Raw genomic sequence first — 25,026 nt, forward strand, 5'->3', positions numbered from 1 at the left:
AAAAACCCTTATCACAATATTGTAATAAGGGAGCGTCTTTTTATTATAAAATATAGGCACTTATAAAAGCTAATATAAAAAATAATGTTCCAGTAATTACGGTCCCACGATGGAGTACCAAATCTAAGCCACGTGCTTTCTGTTTTCCAAAAAGCTGTTCCGCTCCTCCGGAAATTGCACCTGATAGACCAGCACTTGTACCGGACTGTAATACGATAAATGTTATCATAATAATTGCATTAATTACTAGTAAAATATTCACAACGGTTGCCATCACACAACATCCTTTCTCAACGAACAATTACCTAACATATACTTTACCATAGGTAGAAAAAGAATGGCAAGTTTTAACTTGCCACTCCTTACACAAAATTTAAACAATACCTTCCTCAATTTCCCCAGAAAACTCTTTACGATTTTTTTCGTTACGATGTCTAATTAAAAATACAACAAGTGATAAGGCTGCAAAAATGACAAAGTAAATGAGTAAGACACCTGCATTTGCCCAAATTTTAGAAATACTACCAAGTGTTATAATATGACTGTACCCATCCAACGAATAAGTAAATGGTAAAAAAACACTTAGTTGACGTAATCCTTCCGGTAACATATGAATTGGTAAATCGGATCCTGTTGTTGATAATTGTAATACTACAAATGCTAAAGCAACAAAGCGTCCTATATTTCCGGCTAAAGCAATTAAAAATAAAACGATCATTAAGAATGTTAAACTTACCAAAATGGAAAATATAATGAATAAAATACTGCTTTGCACATCAATCTTTAAAACGAGCAATGAAAATAAGGAAATAATGATTGCTTGTGCAATCGCCAGAATAGAAAGTTGAGTTACTTTCCCAGTAAACCATGCAAATCCTGATGTCGGAACAATTGCTGTATTTCTATAAGGTACTACAAATGACATAGTCAATATCCCAACAAAAAGTGCTAATGTTAAAATATACGGTGCATTTGAGTCTCGATAAAATGGGAAACTATTAATAACTTCCCCGTCTAATACTACAGGATCAGCGAACATTATCATATTAGAATCTGTAGGATTCAAACTACTCGTTTTTTCTACACCTTCTGATAAACCTTCCGCTAATTCTCCGCTTCCACTTACCAATTTATCTAACCCATCATCAACTTGTGAAACACCATCTGTAAGAGCTTCCCAACCTTCTTCAACTGTCTTATTTCCATCCGCTATCTGTGTTGATCCATCATGAAGTTGGGTTGCACCCGCTGATAATGTCTGCCAACCACTTTCTACGGTTTGATTTCCTCCAGCAATTTGAGTAGACCCATCGTGTAGTTGCGTGGCCCCTTCTGTTAATGCTTGCCAACCACTTTCTATGGTTTGGTTTCCATCTGCTATTTGGGTTGTTCCATTATGTAATACAGCTACATTTTCAGCTAATGAATCCCAACCTGATTTCACTGTTTTATTTCCATTCGCTATCTGGTTAGCACCTTTTGCAAGATCACTAGTTCCTGCTGTTAATTGTTCTTGCCCTTCAACAAGAGTTTCAAGTCCACTATTTAACGCAGTAAGTCCATTATTAAAATCACTGCCTTCTTTTAGACCATTTTTTAATTGATTCGCTCCATCAACAAGTTTTTGAAAATCTTCTTGCTTTTGAGGGGACTCACTTAAACTTTGCTCTAACTGCTCTAATACGGTTGCCAATATCCCGTCGTACATTGGATGCTCTTTATCTAATGTGGATAAAAATGAAAGGCTCTCAAATAGATTTCCCATCGACTCAATTGTTGCGTTAACTCCTTGTTGTGCTTCAAGAACTCCAGCAGCTAATGTTTCACTACCAGGAACTAATTGTTCATCCAGTCCTGCTTTTAGTTGTGCACTTCCATTCTTTGCAGTTTTCGCTCCCTCAAGTAATTGCTCTGATCCTGCTTTTAGCTCCTTTGCACCAGCTTCTAGCTCAACAGCACCTTCAGATAAACTTTTGATATCCGAAGCTTTTTCTTCCAAAGTAGTCAGCAATAATCCTGTTCCATTATTAACTTCTTTTGCACCGGCCGCTAATTTTCCAATATCACCTGATTTAGTTTGCAAATTACTTAACAATTCACCAGTACCAGCATTAAGCTCTAATGATCCATTAGCAAGCTTCGATATATCTGGTTGTTTTATAATTAATGAGTTTTTTAATTCTCCTGTTCCTGAATTTAATTCCGCTGCACCATCAGCCAATCGGCTTATATCGGCGGATTTATCTGTAAGAGAAGTAAGGATTTCATCTGAACCATCTTTTAATTGACCTGCTCCATCATTAATCTGCTCTGATCCATTATGTGCCTCGTTAAATCCATCTGCAACATCACCAAGTTGAGAAAATACATTCTCAACATATGTTTCTGTTACTTGAGTCGATAATTGAGTTTTTAATGTTTCAACAGCTTTATTCGTTACTTGAGCCGCCATGAAATGGAGCCCTTCATTTTGAATAAATTTTAATTCAGGTCTTTGTGGGGTTTCGTCGAGAACCGTTAATGCATTTGCACTAAAATTTGGTGGTACTTCGATCATCATAAAGTACTTCATTCCGTCCATACCACGCTGTGCCTCTTCTTTTGTAACGAAATCCCATCCTAACTCCTGATTGCTTTTTAGGTTTTCGACTAACTCATTTCCAACATTTATTTGTTCGCCATCTTTTACTGCACCTTCATCACTATTAACAACAGCGACTGGTAAATTATTCAAGTTATCATATGGTCCCCATTTAGGTGAGAGCATGATAAGTGCATACACCAAAGGTACTAACATAATTATAAGGACAGAGAGTAATATAGACTTTTTATTTAGTAATCTTTTAAACTCCGTGATAATATATTGAGATGTATTCAAGAAACTTCCCCCTTTATCTTCCTGATCGATTTAATCGGATAGCCAGGATTAATCAGTAAGTTTTATCACTTCCTTTCGTTACTCTATTCCTCCCATTCCGAAAACGCTTACATAATTTAAGTTGATTTTTATTTTATTCTTTATCATATACTTATCAAATGCTTTTACCAATCCCTAAAAATGTAGGATGATTGGTTATAAAAATTCATTAAACCGCTACTTTATGTGGGGTAAGTTTTCTGCAGGTGACTTTACGATCCCTATATCAGTTACCATAGAATGCCTTTGTAATCTTATAGCCTAGCTTTCTTTACAAATCTTTTTTATTATAAAGAGCCCTATATAAAACAAAATATACTCACGAAAAAACGTTTCAAAAAAATGCTCATTTAAAGGTAGGCCTATTTAGAATTTTAATAAAAAAACAGTGAAAACCGTTGTAAAACGTTCACTGTTTTTTCTGCTAACTAATTTTAATCGTTCACCAATTTTTTACGAATCAATAATGTTACTCCACCCATTACTGAAAGAATAGCACCTAAAGTAATGAGTAAAGGCAGATTAGTCGCTGTTTTCGGCAGCAATTTGCCGCCACCGCTTGAAGTTCCATTTTTATCTGTTCCTTTTAAAACAACGCCATTTCCTTTTTTATCATCATCTGTGCCTTGGTTATTGTCACCGCCTTGGTTATCGTCGCCACCTTGGTTATCGTCGCCACCTTGGTTATCGTCACCGCCTTGGTTATCGTCGCCACCTTGGTTATCGTCGCCACCTTGGTTATCGTCGCCACCTTGGTTATCGTCGCCACCTTGGTTATCATCGCCACCATGGTTATCGTCGCCACCTTGGTTATCGTCGCCGCCTTGGTTATCGTCGCCACCTTGGTTATCGTCGCCACCTTGGTTATCGTCGCCACCTTGGTTATCGTCGCCGCCTTGGTTATCGTCGCCGCCTTGGTTATCGTCGCCGCCTTGGTTATCGTCGCCACCTTGGTTATCGTCGCCGCCTTGGTTATCGTCGCCGCCTTGGTTATCGTCGCCACCTTGGTTATCGTCGCCGCCTTGGTTATCGTCGCCATCCCCTGGTTCCGTAGATTCTTCTACAGTAACTGTAGCAAGAAGTGTTTCATTATTTGGAGTACAAATAACTTCCAAATCTACAGGCATAGCTCCTAGTTTTGCATTTATAACTGCTTCAATTTCTCCAACATTTATATTTATATCTTCTTCTCCTGCCGTAAAGCTAGAGTTAACACCAGATACTTTAAAAGGAACGTGATTATCTCCTGCATTGTGTGGTGTTTCTGGAATTTTCACTCCACCACTGCCAACAACATTTACGGTTTGTCCATTAGCTTCTATATTGAAATGATTAACATGTCCATTAAATGGATTGATTAAACCTCTAAGTGCATCTAAGTTTCCTGTAAGATCAATAGCAATATCTGTCACAATATTTTTTAATTGAAACTCTTTATTTGGTTCTACTGATTCGGGGATAGATATTTTAGGTGTAACTTTCATATCAATATCAATTTTCCCCGCAATTGAAGTGTTTGCAATACACGTATAATCAAATGATTCGGTCACTTCTGCAGCACTAACACTTTTCCATGTTGCCTGATAAAAAAATGCCATGACAAGAATTGACATAAATACAATTACTTTTTTTAATTTTTTTCTAATTTTAGCTCCTCCTCAACTTTCAATACTTTTAAAAAAACTCTTTTTAACAACTCCCTTCTGTAAATATCATTTTCCATGAGTGTGCTTTCACTAAGTGTGACGTAAATGCCAAATTAAAACTAATCGGCCTATAAAAACTGCTTGCATATTACTTTATATGTTTTGCCTATTCCTACCAATTCCTAAAAAACTAGTGTATTGAACCAATGTATTTACTTTACTCCCTACTTTTATATGGATTTGAATTTTTATTTTCCTAAATTCATTTATTATTAGTGCTCCCCCTCGGTAAATACCTCCTCATGGCCGGTAGCCTATCTTTTGTCCCACCGAATTAAAATTGCATTATTAACACTATTACTCTACTTGAACGAGTTAGGCATAACTCTCAATATTAAAAGAAGTTATCCAAAGTTAAAATCCAATTGTATTTTCAAAAAGAAAAACAGTGAAAACTATTTCATTAGTTTTCACTGTTGTTTAATCACCTAGTACCGATGGCTAAACCTGTAAAAGTCGTGATTTGTTACAACCTAGTTTCTTATCTTCTTCCAAGTAAACGCTATTGTTCCACCAACAAGTAGTAGAATAACACCTAGAGTAAGAAGTAATGGATTGCTAGTAGCTGTTTTCGGTAGGATTGATCCACTACCTGAAGATCCTTCTTTAGAACTCCCAGTCGGAACATTCCCTTTGTTTCCAACCTTAGTACCCTTATCATCACCATTGCTCTTATCGTCTGTGCTATCTTTACCATTTGTGCCGTCTTTTCCGTCTTCGCTATCTTTACCATTTGTGCCGTCTTTGCCATCTTTACCATCCGTGCCGTCTTTTCCGTCTTCGCCATCTTTGCCATCCGTACCGTCTTTTCCGTCTTCGCCATCTTTGCCATCCGTACCGTCTTTTCCATCTTCACCATCTTTGCCATCCGTGCCGTCTTTGCCATCTTCGCCATCTTGACCTGGTGGTCCTTGTAAGTTTCCTACTTGTTCCCAATCTCCGTTAGTTTTTACATAGATATCTCCAGAAACGGTATCTAGGTACAAGTCACCGTTATTGCCAACATTTACATCTGGTGCTCCTTCACCTACTAACCAAGTCGCACCACCTACACCATCTTGTCCATCATCACCGTCTTGACCTTCTTCGCCCTTCAAGTTACCGATTAATTGCCAATCCTCGTCTATTTTCTTATAGATATCAAATGTATCTGTATCTAAATAAAGATCACCTTGATTTCCTTGGGTTGGTTGAGGCGCTCCCTCTCCTGTTAACCAATTACCACCCGGTTTTTCTGGTTCTTCAGCATTAATTTCTTCCACAGCTTGATTTAAAGCATCCTGAATATCTCTTGGAAGAGGATAACCTTCCTTACTTTCAGGACGATTATCTAGCACCAGTGCTGCTATTTCTGCTTTCTTGTCTTGGGATAATGCATTATAATCATCAAGGTTAAGACCAAGATTTTCATTCTCTAAAGCAGCTTGCATCTCTTCAATACTTTCAGCATTATTCACAGCATTAAACGCAGGTTCAACAAGATCTTTCGGTCTAAACGGATTGATAAACAACTCAAAATTCGAATGATTCACAGCTGTTTGAACGGCATCAACAGTAGCAAACCCTTCTTCCCCCGCTTCTGTACGTTTCTCAAATATTCGTTCAGCTAATTTCGTTTTCCTGTATGTATTATAATTTTTGACAGCTGAAAGATTTAGAGTGAGGGCTTCGTTTTCTAGAGCAGCCCACAGCGAATCCACTTTTTGCGTCATTTACAGCCTTAAGTGCTTCTTCAGTGGCATTATCTCCGTCTCCAGGGCCTTCGCCGTTTCCATCTCCTGGTTCCTCCGTTTCAACTACATGTACGATTCTTGTCTCCGTTGCTACATTTCCAGCTGCATCTGTAACAGTATAGACTACCTCATATTTTCCTGGTAAATCCGTATTCACTTCTCCACTAATTACAATAGAATCAGTTACATTTCCATCGACATCATCTTCAGCTGTTGCACCAGGTTCTACATACTCCTCTCCAACCTCTAATTCCATTGGATTATCACCATTTAATGTAATTACTGGTGCGACTTCATCAGCGGCCTCTACAGATACTGTCGCTAGTAATGTTTCACTTGGTGGCGCGCAATCAACAGTTAAATTAATAGGAAGAGCACCAAGTTTCGCATTGATCACTGCCTCAATTTCTCCTACATGAATCTCGGTATCCTCTTCTCCTGCTGTAAACTTGGAATCAATACCTGCTACTGTAAATGGTATATGGCTATCCCCAGGATTATGCGGTGTTTCGGGAATTTTCACACCAGATTGACCAACGATATTTATCGATTGACCGTTGGCTACTAGATTAAAGTGATTAACATGTCCATTAAACGGATTGATTAAGCCTCTTAGTCCATCTAAATTTCCAGTCAAATCAATTTCAATAGATGTTAATATATCTTCAATAGTAAACTCTCCATTTGGTTCCACAAAATCAGGTATTGATATACTTGGATTCACCTTCATATTAATATCAATTTTTCCTGCTATCGACGTGTTAGCAACACATAGATAATTAAATGATCCAGTTGCTTCTGCTGCATCGACTGTCTTTATTCCTCCATTGTACATAAACATCATCATTACAATAGACATTATTACAAATAACTTCAAAAATAATTTATTAATAAAAATCTCCTCCCCCATTAAAATTATAAAAATAACTTGTATTTAAACCGCAGTTCATATCCCCCTCCCATTATTCCTTGATCTGCAGGACGAAATGCTCTTGAAAACCCTTACATTTTTTGCTATATTATCTGTACTAGAATAGGACAACCAAGAAGCGGTCCGTTTTACTACAGATTTTCTACTTGTTTTTACTTTAAATCTTTTACATATAATTACCAATTCCGAAAATTATCGTATTTTAAGACAAATTTTCCAGATGTATCCCTACTTTTATATGATTCTGAAAATTATAAATTATTTAAGCTGAATAATTATGTATGTGGAGGGGGGAAATATGTTTACATTTTTCACGATGTTTATCGATAGTGATATTGTCAATGTGTTCTTACATGAAATAAGTAATTGAAGGGAGATATTTGAATGTCCTTATCTTTAGAACTTCATATGCATACTTTATTTCATAAGGGTTTAGAATTAGTCAAAGAATATGAAGAATCAATAAACAATGAATGGGAGCAAATGTATAATTATTTTAAAAAGTCTGGGAAAAAATCTGCAATCATTACAAGGAAATCAATTAACATATTTTCACGTATACTGTTTCAATCGGATTATGACCAAGAATCTTTATTAGTTAATTTAAAAAGTACTTGGAATGAAGAAATTGGTGAAAGTCATTTGAATCAATTTATCATTTCATTATTAGAAAGTTCTATCCATCGAGCCATAAATTTAAATGCTACATATACTCATACCGATTATCAATCTATTCAATATGTTTTTAATAAAATTAGCGAATATATTCTTTCACATAAATCGGCAGATCCATTTTCCATTGATGCCTTCCTGCAACATCTTGTAAGTTCACATCAACTACCAATTGATTGGATTGCTGTTATTACGACAAAAGATGAGACTCTTCAAGTCAATCGTTGGTTTAGTAAAAAACCGAGATCACTTCCAACGAATATCTCCATGGAAGCAGAATCCATTTATGCAATGATTGAGTTATTAATGGAACATATTGCTCGATCAAATAAGAAAATGATTTTGCCAATTCCTTTCGAAAATATGACACTTTTGTTCTGTACATCAAAAGAACATATGGAACATGTTCTACCGTTAATAACATATGCTTTACAGCTTTTTCAAAGTGGGAAAAAAACATTGAAAATTACTCGACAAGAACAACAATGGAAAGATTCAGTAATCATGTTTAATGAATCAATTATTCGTGCAAGGACCTTTAATGATGCAGTTGATATTATTACTGAAGGGTTTGTAAATTATTTACCTTTTGAACGTTGTGGATTATTTTCATATTCATTAAATGATGAAATAGGATTTGGTTTATCTGGCCATCGTCACGACCGTGATGCTATTCGAGAAATCACAGAAAACATAAAAAATTTACCACTTATAAATAATGGTCTAGAACTTTTACGATTATTTGGAAATGGTATGAAATATTTACAACCTCTTTATATTGCTAATGCAAGGGATGGATTTCCAAAACAATATATCGATCAATTCGAATTAAAATCCTTAGTCGTCGCACCGATTTTCACCCCATCAAATAACCAACTAATTGGAGCTGCAATCTTAGACCAAGGAGCTAATTCAGAATTTACAATATCACAGGAAACGTATACAGCACTGATTAAGTTTGGCCAAAGTGCTGGAGAGGTACTTGGAAAGTTTCATAGGAGTATACATTCATTAAATAAAACACCTCATTTTTCTCCTAGAGAAATCGAAGTATTAGAATTGATGGCGGAAGGGGAATCAACGACAGGAGCGGCGGTTAAGCTTCACTTAAGTGAGTATACGGTCCGTGATTATATTACTGCTATAATGCAGAAAATGGAAGCAAAAAATCGTACAGAAGCAGTTGCTCGCGCCATTCGAAAAGGGGTCATCTGAAGAATAGTAATTGAGAAGTTTTAAATGCATGTTAAAATATTATAAGGATGAGAGGCTTTGAGCCCCTCTTTTCCTTTTAAATAGGACATTAAATTGCTCGAATAAAGCGATCATCCTACCTCCATTTCCTCCTTTCTCTCCTCCCCGTATATATTTTCAATCAAAGTTTTATATCTCTCTTCAATAATGTTTGTTTTAAGTGATAACTTCGGAGTTAATTCTCCACCATCAATTGTCCACTCTTCTCCTATGACAATCACTTTTTTTGGTTGTGCGTAATTGGTGAATTTTCCCGTTAATTTTCTCACTTCTTTTTCCAACATTTGCTTTACTTTTGAGTGTTGACTCAACTCTTCTTTGGTTGATGCTGTAATTCCATTTTGTTTTGCCCAAGGAATAAGGCTTTCATATTCGGGATTGATTAAACAGAGGACATATTTCCTGTTATCTCCAATGACAAGAGATTGGCTAATGTAAGCACTCTCATTAATTGCATTTTCAATTGGCTGAGGGGCAACGTTCATACCAGTAGATAAGACAAGTAACCGTTTTTTACGATCGATGATCTTCAGATAGCCTGTTGAATCCAATTCACCAACATCCCCCGTTTTAAACCAATCACCTTCAAATGATTCTTTTGTTTCCTCGGGATTATTATAATACCCTTTCGTAATGCTTGGTCCGCGAACTAAAACTTCCCCATCATCGGCAATTTTCACTTCTAAATTTGGCAATACTTTTCCTACTGTTCCTACTTTACCTCGAATCATTGGATTTGCTGTAATTATAGGGGAAGTCTCCGTTAAACCATATCCTTCTAATATCGGAATATCAAGTGCCCAAAAGAATTTGGCTATTTCAGGATTTAACGTGCCACCTCCTGACACCAATCCACGAATTCGGCCACCAAGTTGTTCTTTAATTTTTTGAAAGACTAACTTATCTGCTCGTTTCCATTTGCGATAAAAGTTCTTCGGTAAATAATCTTGGGACATGAATTGCTCCATGCTTGCATTAACATAATAGTTATACTTTTCTTCACCCACTGCTACCGCCCAATTAAAAATTTTTCTTTTTAAAGCAGAACTATTCTTTATCTCTTCTTGAACTTGAGTATATACTTTTTCAAATAATCGTGGGACACTTGTGAAAACTGTTGGACGAATTTCCTTTAGATTTTGTGGTATAGTTGTGATACTCTCAGCATAACCAATTGAAGTCCCAACTGATAACGGTAAAAAATGACCTGCCAACCGTTCGAAAACATGTGAGATCGGTAAATAAGAAAGTGTGACATCTTCCGGCAATAATTCTACTAGCCAAAACTGAACACCCTCAATATTAGCTAGTATATTCCCATGGGTCAACATCGCTCCTTTCGGTTTACCTGTTGTGCCAGAAGTATTAATTATAGTAAGTAAATCTTCTCGATCTAGATGGGACCAGTATCTTTCCCAATGATCAATAGAATGTTCTTTTCCTAAGGTTTCTACCGTAGAAAAGGCATAATAATTGTCAGATGGATAAAAATCTCCTCTCGGATACATAATGATGATATTGTTTAATTCACAATTCCCATTTGCCAACTTTTCTACCTGTTCTTCATCTTCCACTATGGCTGTTGTTACATCTGTATTGTTTAAAATATACTCTACTTGTTCCGTAGGTATCGTCGGATATATTGGAACACTCACTGCTCCGATACTGGCTAAAGCAAAATCTGAAATCCCCCACATCGGATTACTATTTGAAATAATTGCCACTTTATCGTCTTTTTTAACGCCGATATGCAATAATCCGGATGCAAGATGATGAATTTTTTCCCAAAACACCCCATATGTCATCCGTGTATAATTTCCATTTTCCTTCCAAATAAATGCATCTTTATTATGAAAGCGTTCTACTGTTCGATGAAGCATTTCCAAAATATTATTTGGTTTCACGTTGAACACCCTCTCCATTTACAAACTTAAGTTATTTAAATAATGATGATTATAACCGCTCAATGATTGTTGCTGTTGCCATCCCAAATCCGATACACATCACTTGCAAACCAAACCTACCTTCAGTGTCTTCTAATGTATGAAGTAATGTAGTCGCAATGCGTGCACCACTTGCTCCTAAAGGATGCCCTAATGCAATTGCTCCTCCTCGGGGGTTTACTTTATCCATATCTGGTTTGAATTCCTTTTCCCACGCCTTTACTACGGATGCAAAAGCTTCATTGATTTCGATGACATCCATTTGTTCCAGTGTTAATCCAGCTTTTTGTAACACTTTTTTTGTCGCTGGTATTACTCCAGTTAAATTCATTAATGGATCTGCTCCTACGACTGCTCTTGCAATGACTCTAGCTCTTGGTTTAATTGATAGTTGTCTAGCTTTTTTGTGTGACATAAGCAATATACCAGCAGCACCATCACTTATTTGACTAGAATTTCCGGCAGTTACAACACCCGATTCTGGTTGGAAAGAAGCATTCAATTGGTGAAGTTTTTCTAGTGTTGTCTCTCTTCGGACACCTTCATCTGTTACAAACTGTCTATCTTCCTCTATATCAATAGGGATAATTTCTCTTTCGAAATATCCTTTATCAATTGCCTCGATAGCTCTTTGATGACTATGATAAGCATATTCATCCAGCTCATATCTTGTAAGATTCCACTCACTTGCAATTAGTTCAGCTGAGAACCCTTGTGGAACAATTGTATGTTTATTCATTAATGTGTCGCTAAAGCTCCCGATATCACTTCCCATTGGAACACGTGACATGCTTTCAACTCCACAAGCAATAACAATAGTAGCATCATTTGCTAGTATTGCTTGACAAGCATTATGAATCGCTTGTTGACTTGAACCACATAAGCGATTAATCGAATATGCCGGAACCTCTACTGGGAAACCAGCAGCAAGGGTTGCTAGCCTTCCAACATTTCCTCCCTGTTCATTAGTCATTGTTGCACAACCTGTTACTATATCTTCAATATCCCTTTCTGAAACATTATTTCTGTCCACTAACTGCCGTAAAATTGGAACGAGTAAGTCAACAGGATGTATGTTGGTTAATGCTCCTTCTTTTTTACCTATTGCTGTTCGAACAGCATCAATGATAACAACTTCACTCATTCAAATCTCCTCTCTTCAAAAAGTAAATAGTTCAATCCCTCCTGAAACATTTAATTCGACACCAGTAATATAATTTGCCTTATCAGATACCAAAAAGGTAATCGCATTAGCGATATCTTCCGGTTTTCCCGGTCTTTTAAATGCAGTTCGATTAATCATACGCTCATTCATTTCAGGATTGCCAAGGTTAAACGCTTCAGTATCAATAATTCCGGGAACGATGGCATTTACATTTATGTTATACCTTGCCCCTTCTAGTGCCATGCTCTTGGTAAAGCTTAATAATCCACCTTTTGTTGTTGCATAACTTGCTTGCCCAAACCCACCTAACGTACCTGCTACAGAGGACATATTTATAATAGAACCGCGTTTTTGGGCTTTCATATATGGCCAAACAGCCTTCGTACAATGAAAGGCACCTGTTAAATTAACACGTAAATCTCGCTCCCAAAATTCATCATTTTGATATCCAAGTTGTGAAACATGATCAAGTGTACCAGCATTATTAATTAAAATATCTATTTTTCCAAACTGATCTATAACGCGTTGAACAACATTCTCTACTTGCTCTTTATTTGTAACATCCATTTTTATTGCCATAGATCTTCTTCCCATATCTGTAATCTGTTTCTCCGTTTTGTTTGCATACATGACATTTGTACTTTGCATTACTTGTGCCATCGGTCCAAATCTCTCAGCTTCTGCTTCACTCTTTTCATCCGATTCCAATAAAATGTCAGTGACGACAACATCTGCACCTGCTTTAGCTAATGCAAGCGCGTCTGCACGTCCAATCCCTCGTGAAGCGCCTGTTACGAGGGCAACTTTTCCTTCTAGCAAGTTGTCCCAAGAAGACATTTAATCCCACCTTTTTAAATACTTAAATTATGTATTCGGATAAAATTGGGCCTTTTCTTTTTGAAAAAATGCCAGTAATCCTATACCAGGTTCTTCTGTTGTGAATGCTTTTGAAAATGCCTTTGCTTCAAAATTCAATCCTTCCTCTATTGGTTTTTCAGCTGCGTTGATCGCTTGTTTCGCAAGTCCCATAGAATGAATCGCTCCTTCTGCCAATCGTTCAGCAAACATGGTCGTTTCTTTTTCTAAGTCTTCGGCAACTTGCGTAATTAAACCAATTTCATACGCTTCTTCGGCAGTCAATTTTTTGGCAGTAAAAATTAATTCCATTGCTCTTGCTCTTCCTAGAATATGAGTCATTCGCTGTGTTCCACCTGCACCAGGAATGATACCTAGAGATAATTCAGTCAATCCAATTTGCCCGCCACTCATAATTCGGAAATCACAAGCTAAAGCTAATTCACATCCACCACCTAATGCATAACCATTAATTGCGGCAATAACCGGTTTAGGAATCTCGCCAAATTTATGAAAACAGGCTTGCATTCTTGCGCTTTGTCGTGCAATCGGATCAGCTTCATCATTCATTTCACCTGTTGTAGTCATCATTCCTTTTAAATCAGCACCTGCTAAAAAAATTTTTGGATGATTAGAAGTTACTACAATGACTCGAACTGATGGATTACTATTTAAATCATCAAGAGCTGCTTCTAGTTCTTGCATCAGTTGTTCTCCTATCGCATTAACAGGAGGGTTATCAATAATTATCCAAGTCACTCCTTTTGAATGATGTTTCAATTGGATGAGCTCATAAATCATTTCTATTACCTCCTAAACTCTGATTCCATATGGTTCATATTGACGTCTTGCAATGACTAGATGCTGAATTTCATTCGTCCCTTCGAACAAATCAAACACTTTCACATCACGAAATAATTTTTCTACAATATGACCTTCTAACCCTATAGGACCTAATAATTCTAAGCTTTTAGCACATACATCAAGTGCCATTTTTCCAGCTACTGCTTTACATATTGCAGCTTCCTTCGCATTCGGAATACCTTGATCTGCTTTCCACGCTGCCTCCCATGTAACTAAACGGGCTGCATTAATCATGCCTTCCATTTCGGCAAACATTTCAGCTGCCATTTGGTGATATTTACCACTTACCGGAAAGCCTTGTTGGACAATTTCCAACGTATATTCATAGGCCGCTCTCGCTATCCCTATCGCCATCGATGCTACAATTGGTCTTGTTGAATCAAAAGTTTGCATCGCTGTTTGAAAACCAGATCGTTTAGAATTTTTCTTTTCATACATTTCTTCACCGCCAAGCAAGTTGTCAATTGGTACAAAGCAGTCTTCAAATAATAACTCTGCCGTTTCATTTGCTCGTAAACCCATTTTTTCAACCAATCGAGAACACGTAAAACCAGGTGTGCCCTTTTCAATGACAAAAGCTCTTTGTCCAGCCCTTCCTAACGCAGGATCAACTGTTGCAAATACGACAACCCATGAAGCACGCCCTCCATTTGTTATAAAGATCTTCTGCCCGTTAATTAAATAACCGCCATCCACTTTTGTAGCTATTGTTTGAATATTGGAAGCGTCAGAACCTGCTTCTGGTTCTGTCAGTGCATATGCGCCCCATCTTGGTTTATCATTTTTAAAGATCGTCAGAAACCTTTCTTTTTGTTCTTGTGTCCCACTACTTTGAATAGGAGGGCCTCCAAGTCCTGCACCAGGTAAGGATAAAGCAATTGCTGGGTCACCCCAAGCAAGCTCTTCGGTTGCGATGACTGCCATTCGATTCCCTTCGCGTACACCCTTCTTGTTACCGCTCTCATTTTTACTATTACTAATAGATGAGGTATTAAGTTGAATTCCGAATTGGTTTACTTTTTCTAACCAATCTTCAGGCACATAGCCGAGCCTATCTGCTTCTAAAGAAATGGGTCGGATTTCGTTTTCTGCAAACCAATGGGTCATTTCTCTAATTTGATGTTGCTGTTCGGATAATTCAAACGATATCATGACATCACCTTTTTCTCAGTCTCTGCTAAAATTTGGTCACCACGACGTGTTAGGAATTCTCTTTCTCTTCCATATAAGATTACTTGGGCTTGTGCATCTCTCATCCATTTCTCCACAGGATATTCTTGTACATATCCATGGCCGCCTAACAATTGCACAGCAGAATCAGTTACAAAACGGATACCCTTATGTGCAGCAAACATAGTGCTTAATGCATAACCTTCTGCATTTGAATGACTATCATCTGTAGCCTTTGCTGCTTGCCATATGTGGTTTCTTACCATTTTTATTTCCATTACCATTTGAGCAATTCTAAAAGATACCCCTTGAAATTTGGCGAGCGGTTGCTGAAATGCCTTTCGGGTCGCTGTATATTCTGTTGCATAATCTAACGCAGCCACCATAAGTCCTAACTGCTTTGCCGCTTGTAATATATAAATTCTTGTATATGCTAGCTGCAAGATTTTTTCTGCATTATTCCCTTTTGCGATGATTTGATTTTCTGAAAAACTTGCTTCATCAAAAGATAAATTAGCAATATTTGCCTCTCGTAATCCTAAACGATTATCGCATGTTTCAACTTCCCATTTGTTACGGCTTTTATCTAACCAAAAGAGTATGGTTTCTCCGGCATCATCTTTGATACCGATTATTAGATGAGTCGCTATATTCCCCAACCGTACTGGTTCAGATTTTCCATGCAGCATGTAGGCATTATTTGATTTAGTTAATTTTAAGCGACTTTGTGCCATCTCTTCAGCAACTTCTTCAGCAAAAGCTATCGTACAACTATTTTCTTTCACGAAGTGTCTTTGCTCCTCATGTATCTGTTGATCACCTATAACGCGAAGTACTGATGCACCATCCCCTAATCCTGGAAAGCCTTGGACTGTTCCTAAATCTCCGTAACATAATGCTTCTAAAATCTGTACTTGTGAAATTAGTGGTAATTGCATCCCGTCTAAACTTTCTGGTTCCTCCATTGTTAAAAATCCTAAATGGTTAACCTGGTCGATCAATTCATGATGGACAAAACCTTTTTGCTCATTTTCACGTGCAGAACGTCGTATATCTTCCCCACCGAATTTGTATGCCACCTCTGTAAAAGCTTTTTCTTCGTCAGTTGGCTCAAATGAGATCATTAGAAACCTCCTTACTTACTCTTCTCTTTATTATAAGTTGCCAATATACTTTGCAATTTTAATGCTAACCCCATATTTCCTTTAATTTTTAATTTTCCACTCATAAAAGCTTGCGTTCCATTTAATTTTCCTTCCGCCATTTGTACAAAATCTTCTGCTTTCATATGGAGCGTACAATCCGCTTGTTCTTTTTCTCCCTCAGCGGTAGAACGATGCTCATTTTTTAATATAAGTTGATATATTCCAGGGTCTTCATCCGTTAAATTGAACTGATAAACAGCATTAACCCCTTCTGCATACTTCGGATCTCTACTTAATGCATCATTAATTTCTTGAAAAACTTGTTTAACATTTGACATATTTTTTCCTCCTGTACTTTTTTCTTAAAGTAATCGTATAGTAAAAGTTTTACATTTCATATTCCGTTATATGTCGTGTTTATTTAAAAATAGACGGTGCTCATCCCTAAAATTGTATGAACTTTTAAGATTGCTCTAAAATTGTAATAATAAATTAGAATGAGTAAATGGCATCAAACTTGAAGTGATGTAACATGTTGCTGTAAATTACAAGGCAGCTGATTGATGCTGAGTGGTGAGCAGTTAATGCTGAGTCGTTTTTTCTTCAACGCTGAGTAAACAGACAAATGAAAAATCCGAACTAATTCAAATTTAAAATTTGAATCCTAGTTCGGATTTCTATATGATAAAATACTTTTATCGTAAACTAAAAAAAATATTAAGCTATCTCAGTTTCTCTATAACGGATGATGCTGCAACCTTTCCACTGAATAAACAGCCACCTAAAAACGTACCTTCCAAGGATCGATACCCATGTACACCTCCACCGCCAAACCCAGATACTTCACCTGCAGCATGTAACCCATCGATTGGCTTACCTTGAAAATCTAGGACTCTAGCAGCTAAATCGGTTTGTAATCCACCCAATGTTTTCCGACTTAAAATATTTAAACGTACAGCAATAAGTGGACCATTCCTGGAATCTAGTAATCGATGAGGTTTTACAGTCCGAATTAGTTTATCACCAATATAATGTCTTGCGCCATGCATTGTAGTTAATTGTAGATCTTTCGTAAATTTATTCTCCATTGCCCGGTCCCTTGCTTCTACTTGCTTGCGCATTTTTTCAATATCAATTCTCTTTTCGCCTACCAGCTCATTCATTTTAATCACTAAATTATCAATCGAATCCGCTACAATGAAGTCTTCTCCGTAATCAAGAAATGCTTGTACTGGGCTTGGTGCCCCAGGTAATATACGTTGCAAAACTTTTCTTATACTTTTCTCTGTTAAATCTGGGTTCTGTTCTGAACCTGATAAAGCAAATTCTTTTTCAATAATTTTTTGCGTCAAAACAAACCACGAATAATCGTACCCAGTGTCTAGTATCGTCTTTAGCGTACCTAATGTATCAAAACCTGGTAGGTTGGGTACTGGGAATCGATTTCCTTCTGCATCAAACCACATGGAAGAAGGACCGGGAAGGATACGAATGCCATGCCTTTCCCATATTGGACTCCAATTTTTTATCCCTTCAGTATAATGCCACATTCGGTCACGATTGACGATACGACCTCCGGTTCTTTCCGTAATTTCAAGCATACGTCCATCCACATGCTTTGGAACACCTGAAAGCATTTTTTCTGGCGCTTTTCCTAATCGCTCGGGCCAGTTTTTACGAATCAATTCAAAGTTTGCCCCAATTCCACCACTACAAATAATGACCGCTTGTGCTTCATACGAAAAATCGCCAATTTCTTTTCGTGAACTCTCTTCTCCCCTTCTGATAGAAGTCTGCTCTAATATAGCTCCAGTAACTCCTGAAATGGAATTATTTTTTACGATTAATTCATCCACACGATGACGAGGTAAATATGTAACGGATCCTGCCTCTATTTGTTGATGGAGTGATTTTACAAATGGCGCCACAATGCCTGGTCCAGTCCCCCAAGTTATATGAAAACGTGGTACAGAATTTCCGTGACCTTCTGCTAAATACCCACCTCGCTCAGCCCAACCGACCACTGGGAAAATACGAACTCCTTTTTTATATAACCAATCACGTTTTTCATATGTTGCAAAATCAACATACGCCTCGGCCCATCTTAGTCCCCAAAAATCTTCATCTTCTAATCGATCAAATTCAGCACTACCAAGCCAATCTTGCCAAGCTAATTCTTTAGAGTCTTTTATCCCCATACGTCTTTGCTCAGGTGAATCTACTAAAAATAGTCCTCCGAACGACCACCATGCTTGACCTCCTAATGACTGTTCACCTTCTTGATCAAGTAACAATACTTTTTTCCCGTTCTGTGCAATTTCCGTAGTCGCTACGAGTCCAGCGAGTCCTGCTCCAATGACAATAACATCAAATTCCATCTTTTCGCCCCCCTTTTTAATAGTATTATAAAGTGTTTTACTTTTTTTGAAAGTATATTCTCTCTCTTCTGTCAATTTGACCGAATTAAATCGAGTGTTTTCGTTAACGTTTGTTCCCTTGCCGCTTCAAAATGAAAGATCCAAGGACATCCCAATGTTTTAACTCGTTCAACAACATTTTGTATCGTAAATTGGTTCGGCTCTAAATTTTTAGAAACTTCTTCCCAATATAATGGTGTTGCAACAGTTGCGTCTTCTGTTTTACGAGGAGAATAAGGGGCGATAATCGTTTTGTTTTTTCCATGCTGGACATAGTCAATATAGAGACGTCCTCCGCGATTCTTTTTAAAACGTTCTATCGTAAAAAGATCAGGTGCTGCATTCACGACAATTTTTGCGATTGTTTCCGTGAAAATGGCAGTTTGCTCAAAGCTTAACCGATTAGTTGGAAGTGGGATATGAATTTGAAGCCCTTTATTTCCCGAAGTTTTAATAAATGAAATGAGTTCTAGTCCGTCTAACAACTGTTTTATCATTTTTGATGCTTTAATTGCGAGAACAAACTGTTCTCTGCTAGGTGGATCCAAATCAAATACAATTTCATTTGGATACATGCTATCAATTGTTTGAAATGGGACATGATATTCTATCGCACTATGATTTGCAAACCATATAAGCGACTCTAATTGATTACAAATTTGAATCCGTTTATCCTTTTCTTCCATATAGTCAATATAATCAGGCGCATAACTAGGTAAATTTTTTTGAAAAAAAGATTTTTCCTCTATTCCATCCGGACAGCGAATAACAGTAAGAGCTCGATTTTGTACGTACGGAATAATATATGGATAAATTTCTCGTATATAGACAAGTAAATTTCCTTTTGTGAGACTTTTTGTTGGCCAGAAAATTTTATCCTCGTTTGATATATCTACTTTTTCAGGCAGCATAGCTAAATCCAATTCCAACCTTTCTTTCGTACAATCTTCCGGTGCGAATGTTGGAAGTAGTTCAGCAAACTCCGGCTCTCGCAATTCATTTGCATGTAAATCTAATGTATTAATGGAGGCACATATTGCTGGAGGTAATTTGACCTTTTGCTCCTCTTTCTCTCCGTTTGACATAAACACCTTTTTTAATGACGTCATTTCTTCTTCACTTAAACCATGTTTACATTTTCCAATAGTAATTGTTGTCGCATGATTATAAATACCGGTTTGAAAATAACCATTTTTTAAATCATATGCTGTTAGAAAAACATGTATCTTTCGCCAGTTTTTTTCTTTTAACCAATCACTATGTGCTTTCCCACGTACATATAAACTTGAGGTTCGTTTTGCCACAATGCCCTCACCTTTATGGTAAAAAACAATGGTTGAAATTTCCTCATAGTTTTCATATGATTTAATCATTTGAAGTGGCATATCCTCTTTTCCTTCTAGCTTTTTAAATAAATTTACTAACTGTTTTTTTCTTTCTTTTAAGGATGTTTGGCGGTAATCTTTTTGACCTTGTCGTAATAGATCGAAAGCAATAAATGTAGCTGGTCGCTCGATAGAAACTTTGTCAATTTTCTCTTTTAATTTTAGCCGACCACGTTTTTGTATAGCTGAAAAATTAGCTTGATACGCATTATTTAACACAACTAATTCTCCATCTAATTGAATAGGTAAATTTTCAGTAAGTATCGGCTCAATTTTCTTACAATAAGCTAAAATTTCTGGAAAATTTTCAGTTAAATCTATATCGTTCCTACTAATAATTTGAATATTATTTTTGCTCCATAATAGAGACGCACGGAAACCATCATATTTCACTTCATAAATCCAATCTTTTTTCGGGACTATTTTTGCTGTTGGGATAGGTTGCATTAATTCCATCTTATTTTCACTCCTCAGTTCTTAGTAATAAGTTGTGCTTTTTAAAGGATAAAAATGCAAAAGCATACACAAACTAAATTGAAAAGGAGGCGTCTTTTCATGCATACCATGTGGAAAGGAACCATAAGTTTTGGACTAGTCAATATTCCTGTAAAGATGCATGCTGCCACAGAAAATAAAGATGTGAAATTAAGACAACTTCACAAAGAATGTCAATCACCTATTAAATATCAAAAAGTATGCCCGGTTTGCGACCGAAAAGTAGAAGAAGAAGAAATCGTTAAAGCGTATGAAATTACGAAAGACAAATTCGTTATGTTAGATGAAGAAGATTTAAAAGCAATAAAAAAAGAACAAGGTGATAAAGCTGTCGAAATTCTTGATTTCGTTAAACTAGAAGAAATTGATCCAATTTATTTCGAAAAAAGTTACTATTTATCACCTGGAGATGGTGGTTCAAAAGCTTATTCTCTATTACGTACAGCTTTAGAAGAAACGGGTAAAATAGGGGTAGCTAAGATGATGATTCGTTCCAAAGAACAGCTTGCAGTCATTCGCTTCTATGAAAACATACTTGTTGTGGAAACGATTCATTATCCAGATGAAGTAAGAAACATCAAGGATGTACCTAATATACCGGAAAAAGTAGAAATAGTGACAAAAGAGCTTGATACCGCAAAATTATTAATCGACCAACTGACAACTGCTTTTGATCCTGAAAAATATACAGATGAATACCGTGACTCCTTACTTGATATTATCGAAAACAAGAAAACAGAAACGACTACACCGGTTACTGACAAGAAAAAGCCGGATAATGTGACAAACTTAATGGATGCCCTCCAAGCCTCTTTGGATAAAGCAAAAAAAGAAAAAACAAAACCGAAGAAAAAAACGACAACGGCGAAAAAAACTGCAAAATAATGATAAAGGGGGTGTCCTTTTTGTTTTTTTGGACATCCCCAATTTCTAATTTAAATAAGCATTCCTAATAGTTCATCTTCTTTGCGACCACCTACACGTTCATTTACGATTTCATATGCTTTGTTTAAATTTACTAAATAAGCCTCTTTCACTTCTTTTGCTTCATCTAATTTTTGGATATCATTTTTAAATTTTGTATACCCTTCTTCTAATGAAAGACTCTTTTCTATAACAAGCCTATTCATTATTGTTGTCTGCAATCGCTCGATGAAGTAATTGACTGTTCCGTACAATTTGAACACCTCCATAGTCTTTTTCCACAAAAAAACAACCTCCCTATAAAAGAAGGTTGTTCGTAAGTGTATGATCCAAATCAAAATAAGCCTCGGCGTCTTTATTTAAAAAACACCGCGCTCTTTTACCAACACCTCCTATCCTCCGTAGGAACTGATGTACGAGATCAAATAGGCAGGTCTCCTGGCTCATAATCATCGCTTTTCGATCCTTCCCGTCTTCATAAATATGAAAACAGTGGATTATTTCGAATCGCTCCTATACACAGTTGCGGGACAGCACCGGATTTTCACCGGTTTCCCTTTTAAGCAATAAAGATAATTTCTTTATTACACCTATTTCTCCTATATTCAGTTAATAGCTTAATTATATCATTAAGTTTTTATATTACTATAATCTTTCTAAAGCATTCTCGATAGCTTCTTCCCCTTCTAATACATCAAATGAACAGTTAAACGTTTTTTCATTATCCAAACAGGAAAAAACTATTTTAGCAACATCAGCTCTCGAAATTGTTCCGCTTTCGGATAGGTTTTCACCTATCAAGACTTTTCCAGTGCCTGGATCATTCGTCAGACCGCCTGGTCGCAGAATCGTATATGTTAATCCACTTCTTAACAATTCTTTATCAGCATAATGTTTAGCAACATAATAATGACGGATTTTTTCATTCCATTTCTCTCGGCTATTTGCCCGAAATGCACTTACCATAACAAATCTCTTTATTCCTGCCTGCTCAGTAGCCTCGATAGTTTTCACCGCACCGTCGAGATCTACTAATAAAGTTTTGTCTGCACCTGTATGACCTCCAGACCCTGCAGTAAATACGACTGCATCACAGCCGGCAGCAGCTTTTGCTATCTTTTCAACGCTACCTTCTAAATCTGCCACTACTGCTTTAACACCTTCTTGTTGAAACTTATTTGCCTGTTCTTTTTTCCGTACCATTGCTACAGGAGTATGTTCACTCTCTTTTAATAAGTCAATAAGCTGTTTTCCAATTTGTCCGTTTGCCCCTACTACCAATACGTTCATTTTCATGCCCCTTTCTTTAACGAATACTTTATGTTTATTGTAATCGAGTTTGAAGACATTTTTAAATGAATTGTTTGTATACGATTTATTCATTCGCCGATATAATTTGATAACCGCTATTAAAATTGGTGCTTCCGCTCATAAATTCTGTTAATCGCCGATAAATTATGCCTAGCCGCCGATAACTTCGTCAAAGAACGCGAGATTTTATCACGAAAATACTGTTAATCATGTAATTGAAAATTTAATAACAACTTATCCACTCAAGGGAACAGCTTTGTTAACGGGGGTTAATGAAATATATCGGCGATTCCACCTGAAATAATGGCGCTTTGCTTCGGATAACAGCGGGAATTTGTTTTTATCGGCGGTTACAGCCAGGGTAACGGCGAGGGATGAAATATATCGGCGAGTCGAAGCATATCAGCGGTTCCACCTGAAATTACGGCGGTTTGCGGTGGATAACGGCGGAACTTTGTTTTTATCGGCGGTTACAGCCGGGGTAACGGCGAGGGATGAAATATATCGGCGAGTCGAAGCATATCGGCGGTTTGAAACGAAAAACGGTGGGACTTTGTTTTTATCGGCGGTCACAGCCGGGTAACGGCGGTTAATGAAATATATCGGCGAGCGGAAACATATCGGCGGTTCCATCCGAAATAACGGCGGTTTGCGACGGATAACAGCGGAACTTTGTTTTTATCGGCGGTCCCAGCTAGGGTAACGGCGGTTAATGAAATATATCAGCGAGTGAAACATATCGGCATTTCTTAAGTTAATTTAACCACTATCCTCATAGTTCATGATCGGGAGCAATTATCCCATAAAAAAAATCATCAGCATGCACTGATGATTTCCTTATTCTTATTTATTTTTTTAAATTATAAAAAGCATCCCAACCAGCGTACTCACCAATTCCAGCAAGTTCGTCTTCAATACGGATTAATTGATTATATTTTGCAACACGGTCTGTACGTGAAGGTGCCCCTGTTTTAATTTGTCCGGCATTTGTTGCAACAGCAATATCTGCGATCGTTGCATCTTCTGTTTCTCCTGAACGGTGAGAGATAACAGCTGTGTATCCTGCTCGTTTAGCCATTTCGATTGCTTCAAAGGTCTCTGTTAACGTACCGATTTGGTTCACTTTAATTAAGATAGAATTTCCAACGCCTTGTTCAATTCCTTGAGCGAGTTTTTTCGTGTTTGTCACGAATAAATCGTCTCCAACTAACTGAACTCGGTCACCAATTCGTTCTGTCAACAATTTATGACCTTCCCAATCATTTTCATCAAGTCCATCTTCAATCGAAATAATTGGGTATTTCTCGATCATTTTCTCATACCAATCAACCATTTCTTCAGACGTACGGACTACACCTTCACCTTTTAAATTATATTTTCCATCTTCATAAAATTCAGATGAAGCTACGTCCATAGCAAGCTGAACTTCTTCACCGACTTTGTATCCTGCTACTTCAATTGCTTCAGCAATCGTTTGAAGTGCTTCTTCATTCGATGATAAATTCGGGGCAAAGCCACCTTCATCACCTACAGCAGTATTTAATCCTTTATCTTGTAGAACTTTTTTCAACGCGTGAAAAATTTCTGCACCAACACGAACTGCTTCTTTAAATGAAGGTGCGGCAACTGGCATGATCATAAATTCTTGAATATCTACATTATTATCTGCATGTTCTCCACCATTTAAAATATTCATCATCGGTACTGGGAGTTCTTTTGCATTAAATCCACCTAAATAGTTGTATAAAGGAATATCTAAATGAGACGCCGCTGCATGAGCTGCTGCCATTGATACACCTAAAATTGCATTTGCTCCTAATTTACTTTTATTTTCTGTATCATCAAGTTCAATCATGATTGCATCGATAATATTTTGACGAGTTACATCCAAGCCAAGTAATTCTGGTGCAATTATTTCATTTACATTCGCAACAGCTTTTAAAACACCTTTTCCTAAATAACGATCTTTGTCACCGTCTCTTAATTCAACAGCTTCATGCTCTCCTGTCGAAGCTCCACTTGGAACTAAAGCTGCACCAAATGCACCTGATTCGGTCGAAATTTCTACTTCAATTGTTGGGTTTCCACGTGAATCTAATACTTCTCTAGCATAAACATCCGTAATGTAAGGCATTGCCA

General features: G+C 37.1%; 20 protein-coding genes and 1 riboswitch. Of the genes, 3 read left to right on the forward strand and 17 right to left on the reverse strand.

Annotated elements, in window-relative coordinates; all coding sequences use genetic code 11:
* Positions 1-43: 43 nt before the first annotated feature.
* The 5 genes from secG to SPD48_RS07670 form a co-directional block, all read right to left on the reverse strand.
* The gene (gene secG / locus SPD48_RS07650; RefSeq protein ID WP_336257499.1) at positions 44-274 is read right to left on the reverse strand and encodes a preprotein translocase subunit SecG; all 231 of its coding nucleotides are present in this window, start codon (positions 272-274) and stop codon (positions 44-46) included.
* Between the two features lie 99 nt (positions 275-373).
* Positions 374-2,878 (reverse strand): YhgE/Pip domain-containing protein, encoded by a 2,505-nt coding sequence (locus SPD48_RS07655; RefSeq protein ID WP_336257500.1) that lies wholly within the window; start codon positions 2,876-2,878, stop codon positions 374-376.
* Positions 2,879-3,351: 473 nt separating this feature from the next.
* A complete protein-coding gene (locus SPD48_RS07660) occupies positions 3,352-4,530 on the reverse strand; it encodes a hypothetical protein (protein ID WP_336257501.1) in 1,179 nt (392 codons plus the stop codon).
* Between the two features lie 566 nt (positions 4,531-5,096).
* Positions 5,097-6,335, reverse strand: a complete 1,239-nt coding sequence (locus tag SPD48_RS07665; RefSeq protein WP_336257502.1) for an LPXTG cell wall anchor domain-containing protein — start codon at positions 6,333-6,335, stop codon at positions 5,097-5,099.
* Positions 6,253-7,215, reverse strand: coding sequence for a DUF5011 domain-containing protein (locus tag SPD48_RS07670; RefSeq protein WP_336257503.1), 963 nt, complete (start codon positions 7,213-7,215; stop codon positions 6,253-6,255). Before SPD48_RS07670 ends, SPD48_RS07665 begins: the two co-directional genes overlap by 83 nt.
* Positions 7,216-7,671: 456 nt before the next feature.
* Between SPD48_RS07670 and SPD48_RS07675 the strand changes: the two genes are divergently transcribed.
* A complete protein-coding gene (locus SPD48_RS07675) occupies positions 7,672-9,174 on the forward strand; it encodes a response regulator transcription factor (protein WP_336257504.1) in 1,503 nt (500 codons plus the stop codon).
* Between the two features lie 110 nt (positions 9,175-9,284).
* On the opposite strand, the gene SPD48_RS07680 is transcribed toward SPD48_RS07675, so the two are convergent.
* From SPD48_RS07680 to ligD, 9 genes are all read right to left on the reverse strand, one after another.
* Complete coding sequence (locus SPD48_RS07680) at positions 9,285-11,117, reverse strand: AMP-dependent synthetase/ligase (protein WP_336257505.1); 1,833 nt, start codon at positions 11,115-11,117, stop codon at positions 9,285-9,287.
* A 49-nt stretch (positions 11,118-11,166) separates the two neighbouring features.
* Complete coding sequence (locus tag SPD48_RS07685; protein WP_336257506.1) at positions 11,167-12,300, reverse strand: thiolase family protein; 1,134 nt, start codon at positions 12,298-12,300, stop codon at positions 11,167-11,169.
* Positions 12,301-12,315: 15 nt separating this feature from the next.
* The gene (locus SPD48_RS07690; protein WP_336257507.1) at positions 12,316-13,158 is read right to left on the reverse strand and encodes an SDR family NAD(P)-dependent oxidoreductase; all 843 of its coding nucleotides are present in this window, start codon (positions 13,156-13,158) and stop codon (positions 12,316-12,318) included.
* A 27-nt stretch (positions 13,159-13,185) separates the two neighbouring features.
* Positions 13,186-13,977: an enoyl-CoA hydratase/isomerase family protein gene (locus SPD48_RS07695; protein WP_336257508.1), complete on the reverse strand. Its 792-nt coding sequence runs from the start codon at positions 13,975-13,977 to the stop codon at positions 13,186-13,188.
* A 12-nt stretch (positions 13,978-13,989) separates the two neighbouring features.
* Positions 13,990-15,192, reverse strand: a complete 1,203-nt coding sequence (locus SPD48_RS07700; protein WP_336257509.1) for an acyl-CoA dehydrogenase family protein — start codon at positions 15,190-15,192, stop codon at positions 13,990-13,992.
* Positions 15,189-16,334 carry an acyl-CoA dehydrogenase family protein gene (locus tag SPD48_RS07705; protein ID WP_336257510.1) on the reverse strand — a complete coding sequence of 382 codons (1,146 nt, stop codon included), beginning with the start codon at positions 16,332-16,334 and terminating at the stop codon, positions 15,189-15,191. The genes SPD48_RS07700 and SPD48_RS07705 overlap by 4 nt, the downstream gene beginning before the upstream one ends.
* A gap of 11 nt (positions 16,335-16,345) precedes the next feature.
* A complete protein-coding gene (locus SPD48_RS07710; protein WP_336257511.1) occupies positions 16,346-16,693 on the reverse strand; it encodes an SCP2 sterol-binding domain-containing protein in 348 nt (115 codons plus the stop codon).
* Between the two features lie 384 nt (positions 16,694-17,077).
* Positions 17,078-18,733 (reverse strand): FAD-binding dehydrogenase, encoded by a 1,656-nt coding sequence (locus SPD48_RS07715; protein WP_336257512.1) that lies wholly within the window; start codon positions 18,731-18,733, stop codon positions 17,078-17,080.
* A gap of 71 nt (positions 18,734-18,804) precedes the next feature.
* Entirely contained in the window at positions 18,805-20,613 is a 1,809-nt protein-coding gene (gene ligD, locus SPD48_RS07720; RefSeq protein ID WP_336257513.1) for a DNA ligase D, read from the reverse strand.
* 99 nt (positions 20,614-20,712) lie between these two features.
* On the opposite strand from ligD, the gene ku reads away from it, so the two are divergent.
* Positions 20,713-21,537 (forward strand): non-homologous end joining protein Ku, encoded by an 825-nt coding sequence (ku, locus tag SPD48_RS07725; RefSeq protein WP_336257514.1) that lies wholly within the window; start codon positions 20,713-20,715, stop codon positions 21,535-21,537.
* 50 nt (positions 21,538-21,587) lie between these two features.
* Here ku and SPD48_RS07730 read toward each other — a convergent pair whose 3' ends face one another.
* Complete coding sequence (locus tag SPD48_RS07730) at positions 21,588-21,860, reverse strand: hypothetical protein (RefSeq protein ID WP_336257515.1); 273 nt, start codon at positions 21,858-21,860, stop codon at positions 21,588-21,590.
* Positions 21,861-21,987: 127 nt separating this feature from the next.
* A riboswitch (cobalamin riboswitch) is annotated at positions 21,988-22,185 on the reverse strand.
* A 36-nt stretch (positions 22,186-22,221) separates the two neighbouring features.
* Positions 22,222-22,866, reverse strand: a complete 645-nt coding sequence (locus SPD48_RS07735) for an SDR family oxidoreductase (RefSeq protein WP_336257516.1) — start codon at positions 22,864-22,866, stop codon at positions 22,222-22,224.
* A 457-nt stretch (positions 22,867-23,323) separates the two neighbouring features.
* On the opposite strand from SPD48_RS07735, the gene SPD48_RS07740 reads away from it, so the two are divergent.
* Positions 23,324-23,470: a hypothetical protein gene (locus tag SPD48_RS07740; protein WP_336257517.1), complete on the forward strand. Its 147-nt coding sequence runs from the start codon at positions 23,324-23,326 to the stop codon at positions 23,468-23,470.
* Positions 23,471-23,734: 264 nt separating this feature from the next.
* Here SPD48_RS07740 and eno read toward each other — a convergent pair whose 3' ends face one another.
* A complete protein-coding gene (eno, locus tag SPD48_RS07745; protein ID WP_336257518.1) occupies positions 23,735-25,021 on the reverse strand; it encodes a phosphopyruvate hydratase in 1,287 nt (428 codons plus the stop codon).
* Positions 25,022-25,026: the final 5 nt, after the last annotated feature.

This window comes from Pseudogracilibacillus sp. SE30717A, assembly GCF_037071985.1.
Lineage (GTDB): Bacteria > Bacillota > Bacilli > Bacillales > Amphibacillaceae > Pseudogracilibacillus.

Bases quoted from the DNA above. Each gene is read 5' to 3' on its own strand.
- secG (WP_336257499.1), bottom strand. From the start codon at position 274: ATGGCAACCGTTGTGAATATTTTACTAGTAATTAATGCAATTATTATG.
- SPD48_RS07660 (WP_336257501.1), bottom strand. From the start codon at position 4,530: ATGTCAATTCTTGTCATGGCATTTTTTTATCAGGCAACATGGAAAAGT.
- SPD48_RS07665 (WP_336257502.1), bottom strand. From the start codon at position 6,335: ATGACGCAAAAAGTGGATTCGCTGTGGGCTGCTCTAGAAAACGAAGCC.
- SPD48_RS07670 (WP_336257503.1), bottom strand. From the start codon at position 7,215: ATGTCTATTGTAATGATGATGTTTATGTACAATGGAGGAATAAAGACA.
- SPD48_RS07675 (WP_336257504.1), top strand. From the start codon at position 7,672: ATGTCCTTATCTTTAGAACTTCATATGCATACTTTATTTCATAAGGGT.
- SPD48_RS07685 (WP_336257506.1), bottom strand. From the start codon at position 12,300: ATGAGTGAAGTTGTTATCATTGATGCTGTTCGAACAGCAATAGGTAAA.
- SPD48_RS07690 (WP_336257507.1), bottom strand. From the start codon at position 13,158: ATGTCTTCTTGGGACAACTTGCTAGAAGGAAAAGTTGCCCTCGTAACA.
- SPD48_RS07695 (WP_336257508.1), bottom strand. From the start codon at position 13,977: ATGATTTATGAGCTCATCCAATTGAAACATCATTCAAAAGGAGTGACT.
- SPD48_RS07700 (WP_336257509.1), bottom strand. From the start codon at position 15,192: ATGATATCGTTTGAATTATCCGAACAGCAACATCAAATTAGAGAAATG.
- SPD48_RS07705 (WP_336257510.1), bottom strand. From the start codon at position 16,334: ATGATCTCATTTGAGCCAACTGACGAAGAAAAAGCTTTTACAGAGGTG.
- SPD48_RS07710 (WP_336257511.1), bottom strand. From the start codon at position 16,693: ATGTCAAATGTTAAACAAGTTTTTCAAGAAATTAATGATGCATTAAGT.
- SPD48_RS07715 (WP_336257512.1), bottom strand. From the start codon at position 18,733: ATGGAATTTGATGTTATTGTCATTGGAGCAGGACTCGCTGGACTCGTA.
- ligD (WP_336257513.1), bottom strand. From the start codon at position 20,613: ATGGAATTAATGCAACCTATCCCAACAGCAAAAATAGTCCCGAAAAAA.
- ku (WP_336257514.1), top strand. From the start codon at position 20,713: ATGCATACCATGTGGAAAGGAACCATAAGTTTTGGACTAGTCAATATT.
- SPD48_RS07735 (WP_336257516.1), bottom strand. From the start codon at position 22,866: ATGAACGTATTGGTAGTAGGGGCAAACGGACAAATTGGAAAACAGCTT.
- eno (WP_336257518.1), bottom strand. From the start codon at position 25,021: ATGCCTTACATTACGGATGTTTATGCTAGAGAAGTATTAGATTCACGT.